Source organism: Kribbella qitaiheensis, from assembly GCF_042657745.1.
Taxonomy (GTDB): Bacteria; Actinomycetota; Actinomycetes; order Propionibacteriales; family Kribbellaceae; genus Kribbella; species Kribbella qitaiheensis.
Genome location: NZ_JBHSKE010000006.1, coordinates 141,649 through 158,315 on the forward strand (window position 1 = coordinate 141,649; position 16,667 = coordinate 158,315).

19 protein-coding genes are annotated in these 16,667 nt (G+C 68.6%); 9 read left to right on the plus strand and 10 right to left on the minus strand.

From position 1 onward, the window contains the following. Window positions 1-120 precede the first annotated feature (120 nt). Entirely contained in the window at window positions 121-636 is a 516-nt protein-coding gene (locus ACFPJ1_RS05020; RefSeq protein WP_380101650.1) for a DinB family protein, read from the plus strand. A gap of 31 nt (window positions 637-667) precedes the next feature. Here the strand turns inward: ACFPJ1_RS05020 and ACFPJ1_RS05025 are convergent, their stop codons facing one another. Then, window positions 668-1,573: a hypothetical protein gene (locus ACFPJ1_RS05025; RefSeq protein ID WP_380101651.1), complete on the minus strand. Its 906-nt coding sequence runs from the start codon at window positions 1,571-1,573 to the stop codon at window positions 668-670. A 119-nt stretch (window positions 1,574-1,692) separates the two neighbouring features. Here ACFPJ1_RS05025 and ACFPJ1_RS05030 point away from each other — a divergent pair, with 119 nt between their 5' ends. Continuing rightward, window positions 1,693-2,400: a pirin family protein gene (locus ACFPJ1_RS05030; RefSeq protein WP_380101652.1), complete on the plus strand. Its 708-nt coding sequence runs from the start codon at window positions 1,693-1,695 to the stop codon at window positions 2,398-2,400. Here the strand turns inward: ACFPJ1_RS05030 and ACFPJ1_RS05035 are convergent. Continuing rightward, a complete protein-coding gene (locus tag ACFPJ1_RS05035; protein WP_380101653.1) occupies window positions 2,397-2,726 on the minus strand; it encodes an L-rhamnose mutarotase in 330 nt (109 codons plus the stop codon). The two genes, ACFPJ1_RS05030 and ACFPJ1_RS05035, sit on opposite strands and share 4 nt — an antisense overlap. Window positions 2,727-2,856: 130 nt before the next feature. Here ACFPJ1_RS05035 and ACFPJ1_RS05040 point away from each other — a divergent pair, with 130 nt between their 5' ends. Next, the gene (locus ACFPJ1_RS05040) at window positions 2,857-3,615 is read left to right on the plus strand and encodes a VOC family protein (protein WP_380101654.1); all 759 of its coding nucleotides are present in this window, start codon (window positions 2,857-2,859) and stop codon (window positions 3,613-3,615) included. Window positions 3,616-3,819: 204 nt separating this feature from the next. Then, window positions 3,820-5,727, plus strand: a complete 1,908-nt coding sequence (locus ACFPJ1_RS05045; RefSeq protein ID WP_380101655.1) for a penicillin-binding transpeptidase domain-containing protein — start codon at window positions 3,820-3,822, stop codon at window positions 5,725-5,727. 67 nt (window positions 5,728-5,794) lie between these two features. On the opposite strand, the gene ACFPJ1_RS05050 is transcribed toward ACFPJ1_RS05045, so the two are convergent. Beyond that, entirely contained in the window at window positions 5,795-7,234 is a 1,440-nt protein-coding gene (locus tag ACFPJ1_RS05050) for an alkaline phosphatase PhoX (RefSeq protein ID WP_380101656.1), read from the minus strand. A 242-nt stretch (window positions 7,235-7,476) separates the two neighbouring features. After that, entirely contained in the window at window positions 7,477-9,195 is a 1,719-nt protein-coding gene (locus ACFPJ1_RS05055) for an AAA family ATPase (RefSeq protein ID WP_380101657.1), read from the minus strand. Window positions 9,196-9,272: 77 nt separating this feature from the next. On the opposite strand from ACFPJ1_RS05055, the gene ACFPJ1_RS05060 reads away from it, so the two are divergent. After that, window positions 9,273-9,683, plus strand: coding sequence for a nuclear transport factor 2 family protein (locus ACFPJ1_RS05060; protein ID WP_380101658.1), 411 nt, complete (start codon window positions 9,273-9,275; stop codon window positions 9,681-9,683). 52 nt (window positions 9,684-9,735) lie between these two features. Continuing rightward, the gene (locus tag ACFPJ1_RS05065; protein WP_380101659.1) at window positions 9,736-10,059 is read left to right on the plus strand and encodes a TFIIB-type zinc ribbon-containing protein; all 324 of its coding nucleotides are present in this window, start codon (window positions 9,736-9,738) and stop codon (window positions 10,057-10,059) included. A gap of 13 nt (window positions 10,060-10,072) precedes the next feature. On the opposite strand, the gene ACFPJ1_RS05070 is transcribed toward ACFPJ1_RS05065, so the two are convergent. The 3 genes from ACFPJ1_RS05070 to ACFPJ1_RS05080 all read right to left on the minus strand — a co-directional run bounded on the left by ACFPJ1_RS05070 (window position 10,073) and on the right by ACFPJ1_RS05080 (window position 11,105). Further along, window positions 10,073-10,486: a PaaI family thioesterase gene (locus ACFPJ1_RS05070; RefSeq protein WP_380101660.1), complete on the minus strand. Its 414-nt coding sequence runs from the start codon at window positions 10,484-10,486 to the stop codon at window positions 10,073-10,075. Between the two features lie 40 nt (window positions 10,487-10,526). Next, window positions 10,527-10,838 (minus strand): WhiB family transcriptional regulator, encoded by a 312-nt coding sequence (locus ACFPJ1_RS05075; RefSeq protein ID WP_132191678.1) that lies wholly within the window; start codon window positions 10,836-10,838, stop codon window positions 10,527-10,529. A 108-nt stretch (window positions 10,839-10,946) separates the two neighbouring features. Then, on the minus strand, window positions 10,947-11,105 hold the full coding sequence (locus tag ACFPJ1_RS05080) for a hypothetical protein (protein ID WP_380101661.1): 159 nt from the start codon (window positions 11,103-11,105) through the stop codon (window positions 10,947-10,949). Window positions 11,106-11,312: 207 nt separating this feature from the next. On the opposite strand from ACFPJ1_RS05080, the gene ACFPJ1_RS05085 reads away from it, so the two are divergent. Further along, window positions 11,313-11,786, plus strand: a complete 474-nt coding sequence (locus ACFPJ1_RS05085; RefSeq protein ID WP_380101662.1) for a GNAT family N-acetyltransferase — start codon at window positions 11,313-11,315, stop codon at window positions 11,784-11,786. Between the two features lie 22 nt (window positions 11,787-11,808). Here ACFPJ1_RS05085 and ACFPJ1_RS05090 read toward each other — a convergent pair whose 3' ends face one another. Beyond that, complete coding sequence (locus ACFPJ1_RS05090; RefSeq protein ID WP_380101663.1) at window positions 11,809-12,678, minus strand: NAD-dependent epimerase/dehydratase family protein; 870 nt, start codon at window positions 12,676-12,678, stop codon at window positions 11,809-11,811. Window positions 12,679-12,764: 86 nt separating this feature from the next. On the opposite strand from ACFPJ1_RS05090, the gene ACFPJ1_RS05095 reads away from it, so the two are divergent. After that, window positions 12,765-13,808, plus strand: a complete 1,044-nt coding sequence (locus ACFPJ1_RS05095; RefSeq protein WP_380101664.1) for a DNA polymerase IV — start codon at window positions 12,765-12,767, stop codon at window positions 13,806-13,808. Window positions 13,809-13,875: 67 nt separating this feature from the next. Beyond that, entirely contained in the window at window positions 13,876-14,616 is a 741-nt protein-coding gene (locus tag ACFPJ1_RS05100) for a PT domain-containing protein (protein WP_380101665.1), read from the plus strand. Here the strand turns inward: ACFPJ1_RS05100 and ACFPJ1_RS05105 are convergent, their stop codons facing one another. After that, window positions 14,617-15,462 (minus strand): amidohydrolase family protein, encoded by an 846-nt coding sequence (locus ACFPJ1_RS05105; protein WP_380101666.1) that lies wholly within the window; start codon window positions 15,460-15,462, stop codon window positions 14,617-14,619. Between the two features lie 34 nt (window positions 15,463-15,496). After that, window positions 15,497-16,600: a mandelate racemase/muconate lactonizing enzyme family protein gene (locus tag ACFPJ1_RS05110; RefSeq protein WP_380101668.1), complete on the minus strand. Its 1,104-nt coding sequence runs from the start codon at window positions 16,598-16,600 to the stop codon at window positions 15,497-15,499. Window positions 16,601-16,667 lie beyond the last annotated feature (67 nt).

Below are 16,667 nucleotides of genomic sequence, written 5' to 3' on the forward strand. Positions count from 1 at the left end.
CGCCCCCCGGTGGAACCCCTCTGCCAATATGCACCCGCACACCGGAACCCGACAATCAGCAGGCCCTGGCCTGGTAATTGCCATGCGGCGGTGGAGCTGGGCGCGATAGCGTCCGCCGGTATGACGATCTCGCGTGAGCGTCCGCCCTTCGTGGCCGACGAACGGACCCAGCTGGTCGGATGGCTGGACATGCAGCGCGCGCTCGTGCGCTACAAGTGCGAAGGGCTCGCCGAGGCCGACGAGCACCGCTCGGTGTTGTCGACCTCGCCGCTGATGACGATGGCCGGGCTCGTCTCACACATGCGCTGGACCGAGCACTGCTGGTTCAACGTCCTCTTCCTCGGCGAGTCCTTCGAGGGGAACCCGCAGTTCCAGGAGGAGCCCGAGGACGCCGACATGATGGTCGACGACGTCCCGCTCGCGAAGCTGCTGGACGATTTCGAGCAGCAGTGCGCCCAGTCCAACGACATCATCGCCGCCCACTCACTCGACGAGACCGGCAAGCACCCCGACTTCGGCTCGGCCCAGGCAACCCTCCGCTGGATGCTCCTCCACATGCTCGAGGAAACCGCCCGCCACATCGGCCACCTGGACACCATCCGAGAACTCCTCGACGGCGAAAAGGGCTACTACTAACCGACCTGTACTTCGGCGGGTGCCGTGAAACTCAACCGCCGTACACCGGAAGGATCGCTCGGGCGAGAGCGAGGGTTTCGGCTGGGCGCATTGCTGAGGTGGGTGCCGCACCTACGTTCACGAAGGTGTCCTTGCCCACGCGGTACACGGTGAAGCCATCGGACTGCTGCCAACCCTGGGCTCCGACCTTCACCGCGCGGACCCCGGTCCATGAATCGGCTCCCGCGTCCTTCGCATAGGTGAAGTTCAGGCCCTGGTCGGAGGCGGCTTCCCCGGCGCGGGTGAAGGCGGTCCTGGTGGTCGAACCCCAGAGGCAGTGTGCGAATCCGTCGACCAGGGCATCTCGACAAGCCGCGGCCTTGGTGCCAAGCACTTTCTCGGCGGCCGCGGTGCCCGGCGCGCATTCCGGGCGCTGAACCACGGCAGGAGCTTCGGGGATCCCGCCCGGCAGGCTGATGATGGTCCTGGCGACTGCCTGGACGGCGTCCAGTTGCCCGCTGGTGTCCTGCGCGACTCTCACCAGCAGCTCGCCGCTACGGAAGACCAGCCACGGACCGACTGCCGCAGGATTCATCGCCCAGGAACCCGGTCCGACACCACCGTCGACCTGCTTCGCGACGTAGACGCCGCGCAACCCGGCTGCTTCGGCCAGGCGGATCTCAGCCGTCTCCTTGGCCGTCGTCGGAAGCACCGAGACCGAGATCCGGAATCGGTTGTTCGGGTTCGTGGAGTCTGTGAGCCAGCAGCTGTCCGATAGCGGATTCAACGTCGCCGGCACGTCCTCGGCCTTCCAGGTGCCTGTGAGCGTCGGCCGCACCCGTTCGCACAGGCTGCCCACCGGCTGCTCGGCGGCGCGCTCCTCGACCGCAGGCTGATCAGTGGAGTGACATGCAGACAGTGCCAGCGCGCACGCCAGCCCCATCCCAACTCGACGCATCCGTCGTACCCCCCAGGAACAAAGGCAGCCGCTGCATGCCGACGGCAGAGTACGCGGTCGCCGCCGGGATCAGCTAGCCAGATGAGCGCCTCAGCCGTGGGACCAGGTATTACTAGAGGGTGGACATCCGCCGGGCCGACGACCGTTTCCGTACCCAAAACGAGTGGCTCGACTCGCGGCATTCGTTTTCGTTCGGGCCGTACTACGATCCCGCGAACGTGGGGTTCGGGTTGCTGATGGTGCACAACGACGAGGTGGTTGCTCCGGGCACCGGGTTCGACACGCATCCGCATCAGGATCTCGAGATCGTCACCTGGGTACTGCGGGGCGCGCTCGTGCACCAGGATTCCGAGGGGCACAGCGGCATCGTGTATCCCGGGCTGGCCCAGCGGATGAGTGCGGGCAGCGGCATCCAGCACTCCGAGCGGAACGACGCGGGCGAACCCGTTCGGTATGTGCAGATGTGGGTCCGGCCGGACGAGGTCGACCTGGACCCGACGTACCAGCAAGCCGAGGTCGACGACATCCTCGCGACGGGTGAGCTCGTCCCGATCGCCTCCGGCCTGCCGAAACACGCGACCAACGCCGCCATCCGGATCAACCAGCGCAAGGCCGGCCTGTACGCCGCCCGACTGTCCCCTGGCCAGTCGGTCCTGTTGCCGCGAGCGCCGTACGTGCATCTCTTCGTTGCCCTAGGCACCATTACGTTGGAGGGCGCCGGAGACCTCGGTACTGCGGACGCGGCGCGGGTGGTCGCCTCCGACGGGCAACTCGTCACGGCTGGGCCGGACGGAGCCGAAGTGCTCGTGTGGGAGATGCTCGCCTAGTCGGTTTGTTCGGACATCGTCCAGACAAGTCGCAGGGAGTGCCCGGCGAGGCCGTCGGGGTTCTGGGCGAAGCTTTCGACGAACTGGCTCATGTGTTGCTGCCAGCGCTGGTCGACCGGGTCGTCGGCGAGTTGGGCGACGGCCGCCTCGTAGTCGTCGCACTCGACCAGGTGGAAGAGGTCGCGGCCGCTGCGCCAGATGGTCCAGTCCTGGATGCCGGCCTGGTTCATCACGGTGATCAGCTCGGGCCAGACGCGGGCGTGCTCGACCTCGTAGGCGTCCTCGGTGCCGGGGATCAGCCGGCTGTGCAGTGCTAGGCGGGTCACAATCGTGCAGAATACGCCAGCAGTGACCTAACCGTTACGCGATCCGCGCAGGATTTTCTCGACGTGGCCGGTGTGCCCTGGCAGGTTTGGCGAGGCTGTTCTGGATAACGTAATCCGGCAGGAGGACCCGATGGTTGATCGGAGCGTGCCGTGGCCGACGGGTACCCCGAACTGGGTGGACCTGGCCGCCGACGACGCCGCCGTGGCTGCACGTTTCTATTCCGGCTTGTTCGGGTGGACCTGCGAACACCAGGGCGCGCGTGACTACTGGGTCTGCAGGCTCGACGGCGACGATGTCGGTGGAATCGGCCCGAAGCAGCCGGAGACAGAGCACCTCGCGAGCCGCTGGACGACGTACCTCGCGACGGATCACCTGGAACGCACCCTCGAGGCCGTCACCGCGGAACACGGCGAGGCGTTGACGGAGCCGCGGGAGATCGGCGAGCACGGCCGGCTGGCGATCGCCGCCGACCCGAACGGCGCGATCTTCGGCCTCTGGCAGGCCGCCGAACACATCGGCAGCGCGCGCCGCGCCGATCCCGGCATGCTGGTCTGGAGCGAGGCCCTGAGCGACGATTACGAGACCGCCAAGACGTTCTACACCGCCGTGTTCGGCTACCGCGCGGAGCAGATCGACACGCAGTACGCCGCCCTGTACGCCGACGACCGCCCCGTCGCCGGGACCGGGGCGTTCCACCCGTACTTCGCCGCCGGCACGCCGCCGCACTGGCTGCCGTACTTCGCTACCGCGAGCACCGACCACACCGTCGAGCAGGTGGAACGCGGCGGGGGCAAGCTCGTCGGCGATCCACTGGACACCGACTTCGGCCGGATGGCGGTGCTCGCCGACCCCGAGGGCGCCCGCTTCGCGGTCATCCAGCTCGGCTGACCGCCGATTGCCGTTGTAGATCAAGGGGATTCGTCTCGGCAATCACTGCCGGATCGGGCGGTTCGGGTCAACTTCACGACCGCATCGCGCGTCGTAGAAGTGTCCGGGCAGGCCGCGACTGAGTATTTTTCCTCTCGTGGCAGGCTAGCCACACGCCGAAGACTGTTCCAGGTGTGTACCCGTCGCCGTGCGAGAGTTGAGAACGTGAAGCGAACTGCTGCCATCGTCTGTCTGAGTGCTGTCCTCGTTACCGCTGGTTGTTCCGACAGCAAGCCGGACAGCGGAGGGAAAGCCGATCCGAACAACGAGAAGCAAGCCTCCGCGGAAGCGGTGAAAAGCTTCGCCGCCGCCTGGGTGAAGGCCTGGGCGCCGAACGGCAAACCAGACGAGGCGGCGGCGCTGACCGACGCGCCGACCACCTTCGGACCGCGGCTCGACGGCGTGGACACCGCGCTCGTCGCCCAGTCCGCCACCGTGACACCGCAGGGCGAGCCGAACTGCTCCGACGGCAACACCTGCACGCAGGAACTCGCCGTCGAGGCCGTACTGCGTGGCATCGGCACGATGAAGTGGACCAGTACCGCGACCGCGGTGAAGACGGGCGACGCCTGGAAGATCAAGGCCTCCGGCGACACCATCTACCCGGGGCTGGGCGACGCGAACTACCTGAAGCGGGTTCGCGCCCTGCCCGCACGGGCGTCCATCCTCGACCGGAACGGCCGCGCGCTGACCGCGAACCGCCCGGTCGTGATCGTCGGAGTCGCCTCGGGCAACGTGGCCACCCCCGCGACGTACGCGGCCTTCACCAAGAATCTGGACGTCGACGGCGCCAAGTTGAAGGCGCGCGCCGTCGCCGCACCGGCCGGGCAGTTCGTCGACGCGATCACGATCCGTGCCGAGGAGTGGGAGAAGCTGCGCCCGGCGATGGGCAAGCTGCCCGGCGTGCTGACGATGGGTGGCACCCAGTCGCTGCCGGAGACCTCGACCTTCGCGCGTTCGGTGATCGGCACCATGAAGACCGCCACCGAGGAGACCCTGAAGAACGCCGGACCGACCGCCTCGAGCGCGGACCAGGTTGGTACCACGGGTCTGCAGTACGCGTACCAGCAGCAGCTCGCGGGCACCCCGGGCGGCACCGTGACCCTGCGCGACGGCAAGACGAAGATGGCGATCAAGACGGTCTTCTCGCAGCAGGGCAAGGCCGGAGTACCGGTGAAGACCAGCCTCGACGCGAACCTGCAGCGCGCCGCAGAGGCCGCTCTGGCGACCAGCAAGCTGCCGGCGTCGCTGGTCGCGGTACAGGCGTCGACCGGGCAGGTCCTGGCCGCCGCCAACGGACCGGACGCGACGAACTACAACCGCGCCTTCCAGGGTCACTACGCGCCAGGCTCGACCTTCAAGATCGTCACCTCGGCCGCGTTGATGGGCAGCGGGGAGACCGCGAACACCGCGCTGCCGTGCACGAACACCATCAACGTGTTCGGCAAGACCTTCAAGAACTACGACGGCCTCGCGGCGTACGGCAACGGATCCATGCAGAAGGCGTTCAACGAGTCCTGCAACACCGCCTTCATCTCCCAGCACGGTCGGCTGCCCTCCGACGGGATGACCAAGGCCGCCGCGATGTTCGGCTTCGGGAAGGACCTGAAGCTGTCGATCCCGGCGTACGGCGGCGAGGTGCCGGCGCCCAAGGACGACGTCGCCGAAGCGGCCTCGATGATCGGCCAGGGCACCGTGACGGCGAGCCCGCTGCAGATGGCGATGGTGGCCGGCGCGGTCCAGCACGGTACTGCGCTCAACCCCGTCCTCGTCCCCGGCAAGGACCCGGCCGGCGCCGCCGCCTCACCGTTGCCCGCAGCAACGACTGCGGCGCTGCGCACGATGATGCGGACGACGGTCACCGGCGGCACCGCGCACGTACTGGCCGCGAACGGCGCGGTCGCGGCGAAGACCGGTACCGCGGAACTCGTCTCCAAGGGCAAGGTCATCACCAACGGCTGGATGGTCGGCTACCGCGGTGACGTGGCCTTCGCCGTCATCGTCGAAGGCGGCGCCTCCGGAGCCAAGGCGGCCGGGCCGATCCTCAAAACCTTCCTCACCAAGTTCAAGTAGACCCAGAACCAACAAGCCCCGCCCGGCGCAGCGCGCGCCGGGCGGGGCTTTGTCGTTGGAACAGCTGTCAGCCGAGGTAGTCGCGCCAAGGGCCGGTGATGGCGAGGGTGATGCCCGGGGTCTGGATGTTGACGAAGAGCACCTTCCCGTCATCGGAGAAGGTCGGGCCGGTGAACTCGGAGTCGTTGAGCATGTTGCGGGCGATCGCGTAGGTCGGGCCGCCCGGGGTCGAGCTCAGTACGTGGCTGCTGGCGTTGCCGTCCTCGGCGAGGACCAGCGAGCCCCACGGGGTGACGGTGACGTTGTCCGGGCCGTCGAAGTTGTAGTCGTTGTACTTCGCCTCGGTGCCCTTGTTGGCGGCGGCACTCTCCGGGAAGTAGGTGACCAGCTGGATGGTCTTCGCCTCGTAGTTGTAGAACCACACCATGCCGTCGTGCGGCACCGCGTCGGCCGGCAGGTCTGCAGAACCACCCTCGGCGAAGGAGTTGACCACGTAGACACCCTCGTCGGTGCCGTAGACGCCCTCGAACTTCTTGCCCCGGGTGACCTTGTCGTCGGTGAGCTGCTTGCGGACCGAGACCGAGACCGCGTCACGGTCGGGCACCGGCACCCAGGCGACCCGGAACGGACGCAGCAACTGGGCCGACGTCAGGTAGGCGACGTCCGGGATCGGCTTGCCGTCGTCTCCGAGGATGGCCATCGCCTCGAGCGTGCCGAAGTTGACGTCCACGAGGTCCTTCCAGCTCTTGGAGCTGAGCTTGTAGCCGCGCGGTCCGGACCACCGGTAGAACAGGCCGTTGGGGCCCGAGGCGTCCTCGGACAGGTAGATGTGGGTCCGCGACTTGTCGATCGCGAGGGCCTCGTGGGCGTAGCGGCCGAGCGCCTTCAGCGGGACCGGGTGCGCCGTCTCGCCGTCGGCCCAGACCTCGAAGACGTACCCGTGGTCCTTGAGCCGGGTGGTGCCGTTGGCCTTGGACTCGGTCTCCTCACACGTCATCCAGGTTCCCCACGGCGTCGGGCCACCGGCGCAGTTGGTGAGCGTCCCGGAGATACCGACCCACTCGCCACGGTTCCGGCCGTCCTTGTCGACCGAGATGACCGTGCAGCCGCCGGCCGAACCGACGCCCGCGTCGTACACGGTGCCAGCGATCTGCGGCACGCCCAGCGGGTCGTTGGCGCCGATCTCGTGGTTCTGGATCAGCAGGTAGTTCCGGCCGTCGTCGAAGGCGGCGGTGCCGTCGTGCAGGCTCGGGGTCGGCTGACCGGACTTGAGCTTGGTCTCGCCGGCGTGGGTGACGACCGTGTACTTGAAGCCCGGCGGCAGCGCCAGCAGGCCCTTCGGGTCGTCCATCAGCGGCGGGAACGGGCGGTGCGACGGGAACGGCTGGTGCTGCGGCCGGGGCGTCGCCTCGGCGAGCGACGGGACAGCGCCGACGGCGGCGAAGCCGACGCCCGCGGCACCGGCGCCGGCGGCACCGCGGAGGACGGAACGGCGAGCGAGAGACATGCGGATGCTCCTTGGGGCATTCGTGGGCGGACGTCCGTTCGACGTCGGCCGAGGTTCGGTACACGCGAGTTCGCGCGGAGCTCGTGGTCTCCGGCGGGTTCCTCGAGCAGACCGCCGCGGTGGCCGTCGGAGCGACTTGATCCTCTCCCCGGCCGACGGCCCTGCGGCAAACGGAACCTGAACAACCGATGGCAGCCGGGGTGTCGAGGCCGACCTGGTTGCCGAGTGTGGCGAGCTGGTGACTAGAAGCTCAGGATCTCCTCGACGGCAGCCTTCAGGTCGGAGGCGTCCAGCGTCACCAGCGCTTCGTCGGAGGGGATGCCCGGGGAGTTGAAGAGGCGGAGGTCCCGGTGTTTGGCGGCGGCTTCGAGCACGGTGCGGATGAAGCGGGCGTTGCCCAGTTCGTCGATGCGGCCGTTGGAGCAGACCTGGTCGAGGACGGCGGTCAGGCTGGCCATCGCGGACTCGGTCAGGTGGTCCCCGCGCTTCTGGACCAAGCGGTAGGCGATCTCGCGGAGCTGGTCGGCGGTGTAGCGGGGGAAGTCGATGCGGCTGGAGAAGCGGCTACGGAGGCCGGGGTTGGCCTCCAGGAACTCGGCCATCGGTTCGGAGTAGCCGGCCACGATCACCACCAGCCGGTCGCGGTCGTCCTCCATCCGCTTCAGCAGCGTGTCGATCGCCTCGGTGCCGAAGTCGTTGCCGGTGCCCTTCTTGCGCAGCGCGTACGCCTCGTCCATGAACAGCACGCCGTCCAGCGCGGAGTCGACCACCTCGTTCGTCTTCACCGCGGTCTGGCCGATCCACTCGGCGACCAGGCCGGACCGGTCGGTCTCGATCACCGTGTCCGCGGCGAGCAGGCCCAGCGCGCAGTACAGGCGGGCGACAACGCGGGCGACGGTGGTCTTGCCGGTGCCGGGCGGTCCGGCGAAGATCAGGTGGCCGCCGAGCTTGGCGGTGGGCAGGCCGCGTTCGGCCCGCATCAGGCCGGCCCGCACCTGGGCCGCGACCGCGGAGACCTGGCGCTTGACGTCCTCCATTCCGACGTTGCGATCGAGCTCGTTGAGGATGCCCTGCACCGCTCCCCAGTCGGGCTGGCGGTGCAGCGACGGCTGGGTCGGCACGCCTCGCCTGATGACCGGCGCGAGAGGCCCGGTACTGCGGGGCGCCGGACGGGTGTCCAACCGCAGGTCGGAGTCCGCGAGGGCCTCCGCGACCTGCCGGTGCGCGTTGTTCCGCTCGTAGACCCACTCGAACTGGCGGAGCGCGTTCTCCTCGCGGTTCGTGCCGCGGTAGACGAAGCCCAGGTAGTACTCCGCGTCCACCTGGACGAGGTTGTTCAGCTGCTGCCCGGCGGCCTGCCGGAGCAGGGTCTCCGCCTCGCTCCACTGCTCGATCGTGGCGAGCAGCATTCCGAGCCGCAGTACCGCCTCGGCGCCGAGGTGCCCGTCCTGCGGGAGCTGCCGGAGCTCGTGGATCGCCACGTCGTACTGCTTGCGGCGCATCGCCACGTTGGAGAGCAGGAAGTGCCGTCGCGTGCCCTCGATCACCTTGTCGGCGGCTTCCGCGGCCTGGTCGATGTCACCCGCCGCGAGCAGGCGAAGGACCTCCGCGTGCCAGACGTGGTCGGTGGTCTCCAGCGGGTGGGTGAACCACCAGCCGGCCTGGAAGGTCGAGCTCAGCCGGCGCTTGTCCTGGTCGCGCTCCTCGCCGAAGCGGCCCAGCCCGGCGACCAGCTTGTCGAGCGCGGTGTCGTGGTCGCCGCCGGCCGCGTGGAAGCCGAGCCACGCGTCCGTCATCCCGGGATCCAGCTCGAGGGCACGGGTGAAGGTGTCCAGCGCGGCGGGCTTGTCCGGCGTACCGGCCTCCTCGCCGCTCTTCGCGAAGCCCAGCTGCTTGGCGCCCTTGACCCACAGACCGCGGGCCCGTCGCCGGGCCAGCAAACCCGCGGACTGCTCAGCCATCGTTCTCCCCAAGGTTCAGAAACGGCTCGTGCATCCTCTCATCAGCCGATGTCGGTGGCGGGGTCTACGGTCGCGTCATGACTGGCACCGAGCAGACCCGGGCCGTGGTCCGGTTGTACTTCGAGACGATGAGCGAGCGCGACTGGGGCGAATTCGGCCGGCTGCTGATCGAGGACGTGGTCTATGAGATGCCGCAGACCAGCGAGCGGATCACGGGCCGGGAGAAGTACGTCGCCTTCAACCGGGAGTATCCGGGCGACTGGCGGCTCACCGTGACCCGGCTGCTCGCGGACGGCGCCACCGCCGCCGCGTCGATGAACTTCACCGTGGGTGACGAGGAGCTGGTCGGCCTCGTGTACTTCGAACTCCGCGGCGAACTGATCGCCCGGATCACCGATTTCTGGCCGGAACCGTACGCTCCCCCGGCTGGACGCGAGCATCTGGTCGAGTTCGGCGTCACCGGGCTGGATCGGCTGAGCGGTTCCTGAGAGTTCGCTGAACTCCCGGGGTTCCGGCGTTTTCGTCACCTAGAGTGTCTCAATGGAGACCCTGACCTGCCCCAAGTGCCGAGGCTCGATGCGCACGTACGAGCGCAGCGGTGTCACTGTCGACCAGTGCACCGAGTGCCGCGGCATCTTCCTGGACCGTGGCGAGCTGGAGAAGCTCGTCGACGCCGAGATCGCCTTCAACGGGCCGCAGCCGGGCCAACCGGTTCAGCCCGCCCGCCAGCCGGAGTACGACCGTCCTCGGTACGAGGAGAAGCGGTACGACGACCGCCGGTACGAGGACAAGCGCCGCTACGACGACCAGCAGTATCCGCAGCGCAAGAAGAAGAAGTCGTTCTTCGACGAGCTGTTCGACTGAGACCCGGCCCGGGTCAGCTGCGGACGGCGATCACCGTGCCCTGCGCGATGGCGCAGAGCATGGTGTCGCCGTGCTCGTCCACGACGAACAACTCGCAGGTGCACGTCGCCTGCCTGCTGCTGGCGTGCGCCACCCGGGCCTCGGCTCGCAGTACCGCGCCCGCGGCGGGCCGGAGGTAGGTGATCGTGAATCCTCCGGTCAGCACGGCCGGCCCGAGCGCGGTACCGCCTGCGAAGGTGATCGCGTTGTCGGCGGCGTAGGCCAGGACTCCCCCGTGCAGATAGCTGTTCTGCTGCCGGAGATCGTCGCGGACGTCCAGCTCGAGGACCGCTCCGCCGTCACCGAAGGCGACCAGCCTGGTCCCCAGCAGCACGCTGAACGGCTGCGATGCGAGCACCTTCTCGGCCAGCTCCAGAGTCAGCTCCATGCCGCCATGTTAACCGGCGAGTAACCCAGAGCTGAGGGGATCAGCGGCGGCGACCGTGCAGAGCGGGTTCGCGTTCTTCCTCGGTGGTGCCACCCCACACGCCGTACATCTCGCCGACGACGACCGCGTGCTCGCGGCACTGTCTCCTGACGGGGCAGGTGCCGCAGAGTGACTTGGCGAGGACCTCGCGGGCGTGCTTGCGCATGCCCCGCTCGGACTCGGCGGAGAAGAAGAGTTCCGGGTTCACGTCACGGCAGGCGGCGTCGTCCTGCCATTCCCAGTTCTCGAGCAGCGGGGACGGGAGTCCCTCCGGCGCCTTGGTGACCGCCCCGGCGGGCGGCTTGCGCCTCATCGGTGGGTCCGGAGAAGGTGAGCCATCACAGACACCTCGGAGTGGTCGGGTTCCGCACGGCTGTCTGCATAACCGCGGCATCTGTCAAAGTACCCGCCGATAAACCTCCTACCGGGCGACCAGGATCCGCATCGACGTCCCGGTCTGCGTCAGCACCTTGATGGTGGCGCCGGCATGCGGCACCTTCACGCCGTACGACGGAACCTCTGCCGACCAGAAGGTGTTCCGGTCATCCTTCCGCAGAGCCGGGTTCGCGTCGGTCGGCAACCACTGGCCTTTCGCCCAGGTGCACGGCGGTCTCGCCGTTCTGCCGGCTTCCATCCCGGGCTGTCGCCGTCGATCCCGTTGGCTCCCGGACGGAGCGGCGGCCTCGCGCCAGACAGTGGCCAGCGGCAACTATCTGGCGCGGAGACTATCGCAGTGCGGTTCTGGGCCGGGTGTCACCGAGCCGGCCGCGGCGGTATCTTCCTACGGGTGAGCAGCCCGAAGGCACCGCCTGTCACCCTCCGTCCGCTGACCGGGGACGAGTTCGCCGCCTGGAGCGAGCGGGCCGCCGCGTCGTTCGCCGACGGGATCGGCCCGTCCCGCGGGCTCGACCCCGCCACCGCTCTCGAGGTCGCCCGCCAGGCGACCGCCAAGCTGCTGCCGGACGGCCGGGACACCGAGCACCACCTGATCTGGATGGCGTGCCACCAGGGCGAGCCGGTCGGCAACCTGTGGATCAGCACGCAGAAGAAGAACCCGTTCATCTACGGCATCGAGGTGGACGAGGACCAGCGCGGCAAGGGCTACGGCCGCTCGATCATGCTGGCCGGCGAGGAGGAGTGCCGTCGCCGAGGGTTCGAGCACCTCGAGCTGAACGTCTTCGGCAACAACAGCACAGCGATCGCGCTGTACGACTCGCTCGGCTACGTCGTCACCTCACAACAAATGCGCAAGACCCTCTGACGCCGACCGTCTCAGTCGGCGCCTAGCGTCCTGCGGCCAGGTCTGCCACAGCGTCGAGGTGGGCCGGATCCCAGCCGAGCTCACGCCGGGCCCGGTCGCCGCTGAGCTGCTGGTCGAGTGCGTACGCCTCCGCGATCGGGCCCATCTGCTCGAGCGCCTGCTCCAGGCTGAGCTGCTCGATCTTGCCGGCGTGACCCGCCGCCTGCGCCAGCGCCGGTGCGAGTTCCGCGAACGGCAAGTTCTGTGCGACCCCGAGATACACCGCACCGGCCGGAGCCCCCAGCGCGAGCACGTAGAGATCCGCGACATCGTCCACATGAACCAGCGTCGTGTGGTTGCCCCCGTCCCCGATCACCCGTACTGCGCCCGCCGTACGGGCCGGCTCCACGAAGAACGCCTCGATCAGGCCGTTCGAGCGCCCGTAGACGAGTCCCGGCATCACCACGACCGGACGCGAACCGGCGGCCGCCGAGGCGAGCACCCGAGCCTCGTTGTCGAGTCGCCAGGCGGTGATCGCAGGTGGATTCGTTGGAGCGCTTTCGTCGATCACCCCGTCGGTGTCGCCGTAGACCCAGACGCCACCGGTGTGCACGTACGGTCCGCGACCACCGAGACCGTCGAGCATGGCCTCGGCCGCGGCCAGGTCGATCGTCGCCGCCTCCGGGCTGTTCACCGCGCCCAGATGGATCACGCCGTCCGCCGCGGACGCGCCGGCCCGCAGTACATCGAGGTCGGTCAGGTCGCCGACGACGGCCTTCGCGCCCAGCGCGGTGACCGTCTCGACCGCCCGGTCGCTGCGAGCGAGCGCGGTCACCTCGTGGCCGTGCCTGCGCAGTGACTTGATCGTGGCCCGGCCGATGTAGCCGGAACCGCCGGTCAGAAATACCTTCATGGTCAGTTCCTTTCGTCGTTTCAAGCCTCCTGCGGTCACGCGTCGTGGTCCAAGACCTGTTCTGCCGTCTGTGATACCTCTGGGGTATGAGCTGGTGGATTCTCCACGTCGACATGGACCAGTTCATCGCGGCGGTCGAGATCCGGCGTCGTCCCGAGCTCCGGGGACTTCCGGTGGTGGTCGGTGGCTCGGGCGACCCGACCCAGGCGCGTCAGGTGGTCGCCACCGCGTCGTACGAGGCTCGCGAATTCGGAGTTCACTCGGGCATGCCGCTCCGGGCGGCCGCGAAACGCTGCCCGCAGGCGGTCTTCCTGCCAACCGACCCAGCGGCGTACGACGCTGCTTCCACCGAGGTGATGGACACGCTGCGCGAGTTCCCGGTGATCGTCGAGGTGTGGGGCTGGGATGAGTGCTTCGTCGGCGCCTCGACCGACGACCCGGAAGCGTTGGCCCAGGAGATGCGCCGCGCTGTCCTGGAGCGGACCAGCCTGTCCTGCTCGATCGGGATCGGCGACAACAAGGTGCGGGCGAAACTGGCCACCGGGTTCGGGAAGCGCGACAGCGGGAGCGGCGAGGGCGTCTACGAGTTGACCGCCGCGAACTGGGCCGAGGTGATGCACCACCGCCCGGTCCGTGACCTCTGGGGTATCGGCAGCCGGATGTCGCAGAACCTCAACGAACTCGGGCTGTTCACCGTCGCGGACTTGGCGGCCGCCGACCTCGAAGTACTGAAGAAACGCTTCGGTCCGAAGATGGGCACCTGGTACCTCGCGCTCGGACGCGGACTCGGCGACACCGAGGTGACCGACGTACCGCGCGAGCCGGTGTCGCGCAGCCACGAGGAGACGTTCGCCACCGACCTCGTGGAGCGGGCGGAGATCGAGCAGGAGTTGCGCCGGATCGCCGAGACGGTGACGCGGGAGGTGGTCGCGGACGGCCGCAGCATCCAGCGGATCGCCGTGAAGGTGCGGTTCACCTCGTTCTTCACCCCGATCAAGAGCCGCAAACTGCCGGAGATCACCCAGGATCCCGAGGTGATCGCGACGGCCGCGCTGGTGCTGCTGGAGAAGTTCGAGCTCCGCCGGCCGGTGCGGCTGCTCGGGGTCAGAGTGGAGTTCGCGACCGAGTGAACTTCTGACCCGGCGAAGGCGTCGTAGGGGTGCGGTCAGAGGACCGTCAGGACCTGAGGGAAGCCGGATGAAGCTCAGTCGTACCGCCGCGCTCAGCGCAGCCGCCACCGTTGTCCTCGCCGGCGGTGTCACCGCCGGATTCGTGATCGGCTCACACTCAGCCGACGCGAACGAGCACCACCCCGAAGCCGGACCGAGCGCAGAGCCGAGCGGCAAACCCGGCGCTGAGCCGAGCACTCAGCCGAGCGGCGAGCCCAGCACCAAGCCCAGCGCTGAGCCGACCGCCAGGCCGACGTCGGCGGTGCCCGCGCTGGCACCGGCTCAAGTGCAGTACGCGCATCGGGGCTGGGGAGATCCGGCCACCGAGGTCGGTGTCATCATCCTGGCGCCGAAGACCTGGTCGATGGTCAAGCTGTCCACCTTCGAGGTGCGGTTCAGCAGCCCGAACAAGCTCTGGAACCTCCGGGTGAACGCCAATGCCTCGGACCTTCCGGTGAAGATGCTGACCGACCGCAAACTCACCTTGGCCAGCACAGCGTCGGCCGACTTCAGGCTCATCTCCCGCGTGGACGGCACCACCAAGGCGACCAACCCGAACTTCACCGGGATGGTCTTCCACCACACGACCTTCACCTACACCTACACGGATCCCACCCGCGGTCCGCGGCTGGTCGTCGACCGACTCGTCTCCGTCAACGACGCCCAGCACACCTTGTTCGAAATCGTCGCCGGCGGCCGCCCTCAGGACGCCTCGGCCCTCGCCGCGATCACCGCCACGGCCACCCGGGACTTCATCCGCCTACCGTGATCAGGTCAGGTCGTAGACGCGGCGGGCGGTGTCACCGAAGACGGCGTCGCGTTCGGTACTGGTGAGACCTGAGGTGAGGTCGACGGCCGCCTGCATGACCTCGCTGTACGAAGCGGCCAGCAAGCAGACGGGCCAGTCCGAGCCGAACATCACCCGGTCCGGGCCGAACGCGTCCAGCACGACGTCCGCGTACGGCCGGAGGTCCGACACCTTCCAGTCGGTCCACGACGCCTCGGTCACCATGCCCGACAACTTGCAGCTCACGTTCGGCAGCGCTGCGAGCGAGCGTAGTTCGGCTGCCCACGGCTCCAGGCTCTCGCCGACCACCGGCTTGGAGATGTGGTCGACCACGAACGACAACTCCGGCAGCGCGCGCACCGTCTCCACGGCGGCTGGCAAGTGCGGCGTCTTCGTGAGCAGGTCGTACACCAGCCCGGCCTCAGCCACCGCGGCAAGCCCAGCCCGTACGTCGGAGCGGCACAACCACCGCGGGTCTTCCTCGTCGTGCACCTGGTGCCGGATCCCCTTCAGCCATTGGCCGTCAGGTCGCTCCTTCAGGCGGGCCAGGGCATCCGCGACATCGTCGGCCGTGAGGTCCACCCAGCCGACCACACCCGCGACCAGCTCGTTGTCGGCGGCAACGGCCAGGAACTCCAGTGTCTCCTCGGGCATCCCGACGGTCTGCACCATCACGGTGGCGGTGACGTCCGTCGCGGCCGCCAGCGGGGCGAGGTCGTCGATCGAGAAGTTCCGCCGCAGCGGATCCATCGCCGGCCCGACCATCCAGCTCTGCTCCCGGACGCTCAGGTCCCAGGTGTGGTGATGCGCGTCAACCCGCCCGTTCATGCCGCTGCCGTCCTTCTCGCGTGGATCAGCCGGATCACGAAACGCGCCGGTCGTCGATCGCGTCGCGGTCCCAGGCGATGCCGAGACCGGGCTCGTCCGGCGCCACCGCGTGCCCGTCCACGATCTCCATCTCGGCCGTGGTGATCGCCCGCAGCTGCGGGATGTGCTCGACGTACCGCCCGTTCGGTACGGCGGCCGTCAGGCTGACGTGCAACTCCATCAGGAAGTGCGGGCAGACCTCGAGGTTGAAGGTCTCGGCCAGGTGCGCCACCTTCAGCCAAGGGGTGATGCCGCCGATCCGGGCCACGTCGACCTGGACGATCCCCGCCGCGCCGGCAGCAAGGTACTCGCGGAACTGCGACACGGAGTACATCGACTCGCCGACCGCGATCGGGATCGAGGTGGACTCCGCGAGCCGGACGTGCCCGGTCAGGTCATCGGCCGGGAGCGGCTCCTCGAACCAGCTCAGGTCCAACGGCTCGAAGGCCCGGGCCCGGCGCTTCGCCTCGGCGTACGTCATCGACTGGTTCGCGTCGACCATGATGTCGAGCGCGGGGCCGACCGCATCCCGTACTGCGCTGAGCCGTTCGAGGTCCTCATGCACGCGGGGTTTGCCGACCTTCAGCTTCACCCCGGGCCAGCCGGCCTTCTGCGAGGCAAGCGCACCGGCGACGAGCTGGTCGGTGGTCAGGTGCAACCACCCGCCCTCGGTGTCGTACAGCGGCACGTTCCGGCGGAAACCGCCGGCCAGACGCCACAGGGGCTCCCCGGCGCGGCGGCAGCGGAGGTCCCACAGCGCGGTGTCAACGGAGGCCAGCGCGAGCGACGTGATCGCGCCGACCGTGGTCGCCCGGGTGGAGGCGAACAGGTCGAACCAGATCCCCTCGACGTTGCGGGCGTCCGCACCGACCAGCCGCGGCAGCAGGTGGTCCCGCAGTATCGCGAGCACCGCCGTACCGCCGGTGCCGATCGTGTAGGAGTAGCCGAGGCCGACGAAGCCGTCGGTGGTCTCGAGCTCGACGAAGATCGTCTCCTGCTTGAGGAACGACTGCACGGCGTCGGTCCGGACGGTCTCCACCTCGAGGTCGACGAGGAAGGCCTCGGCCCGGCGGATGGTCGTCTTAGGCAAGGTCTGCATGTCCCTCTGCGTGTTCCCCTGGTTGGTCGCCTGGTTGGTCGCCTGGACGGTTGGCGGTGTGTTCGGC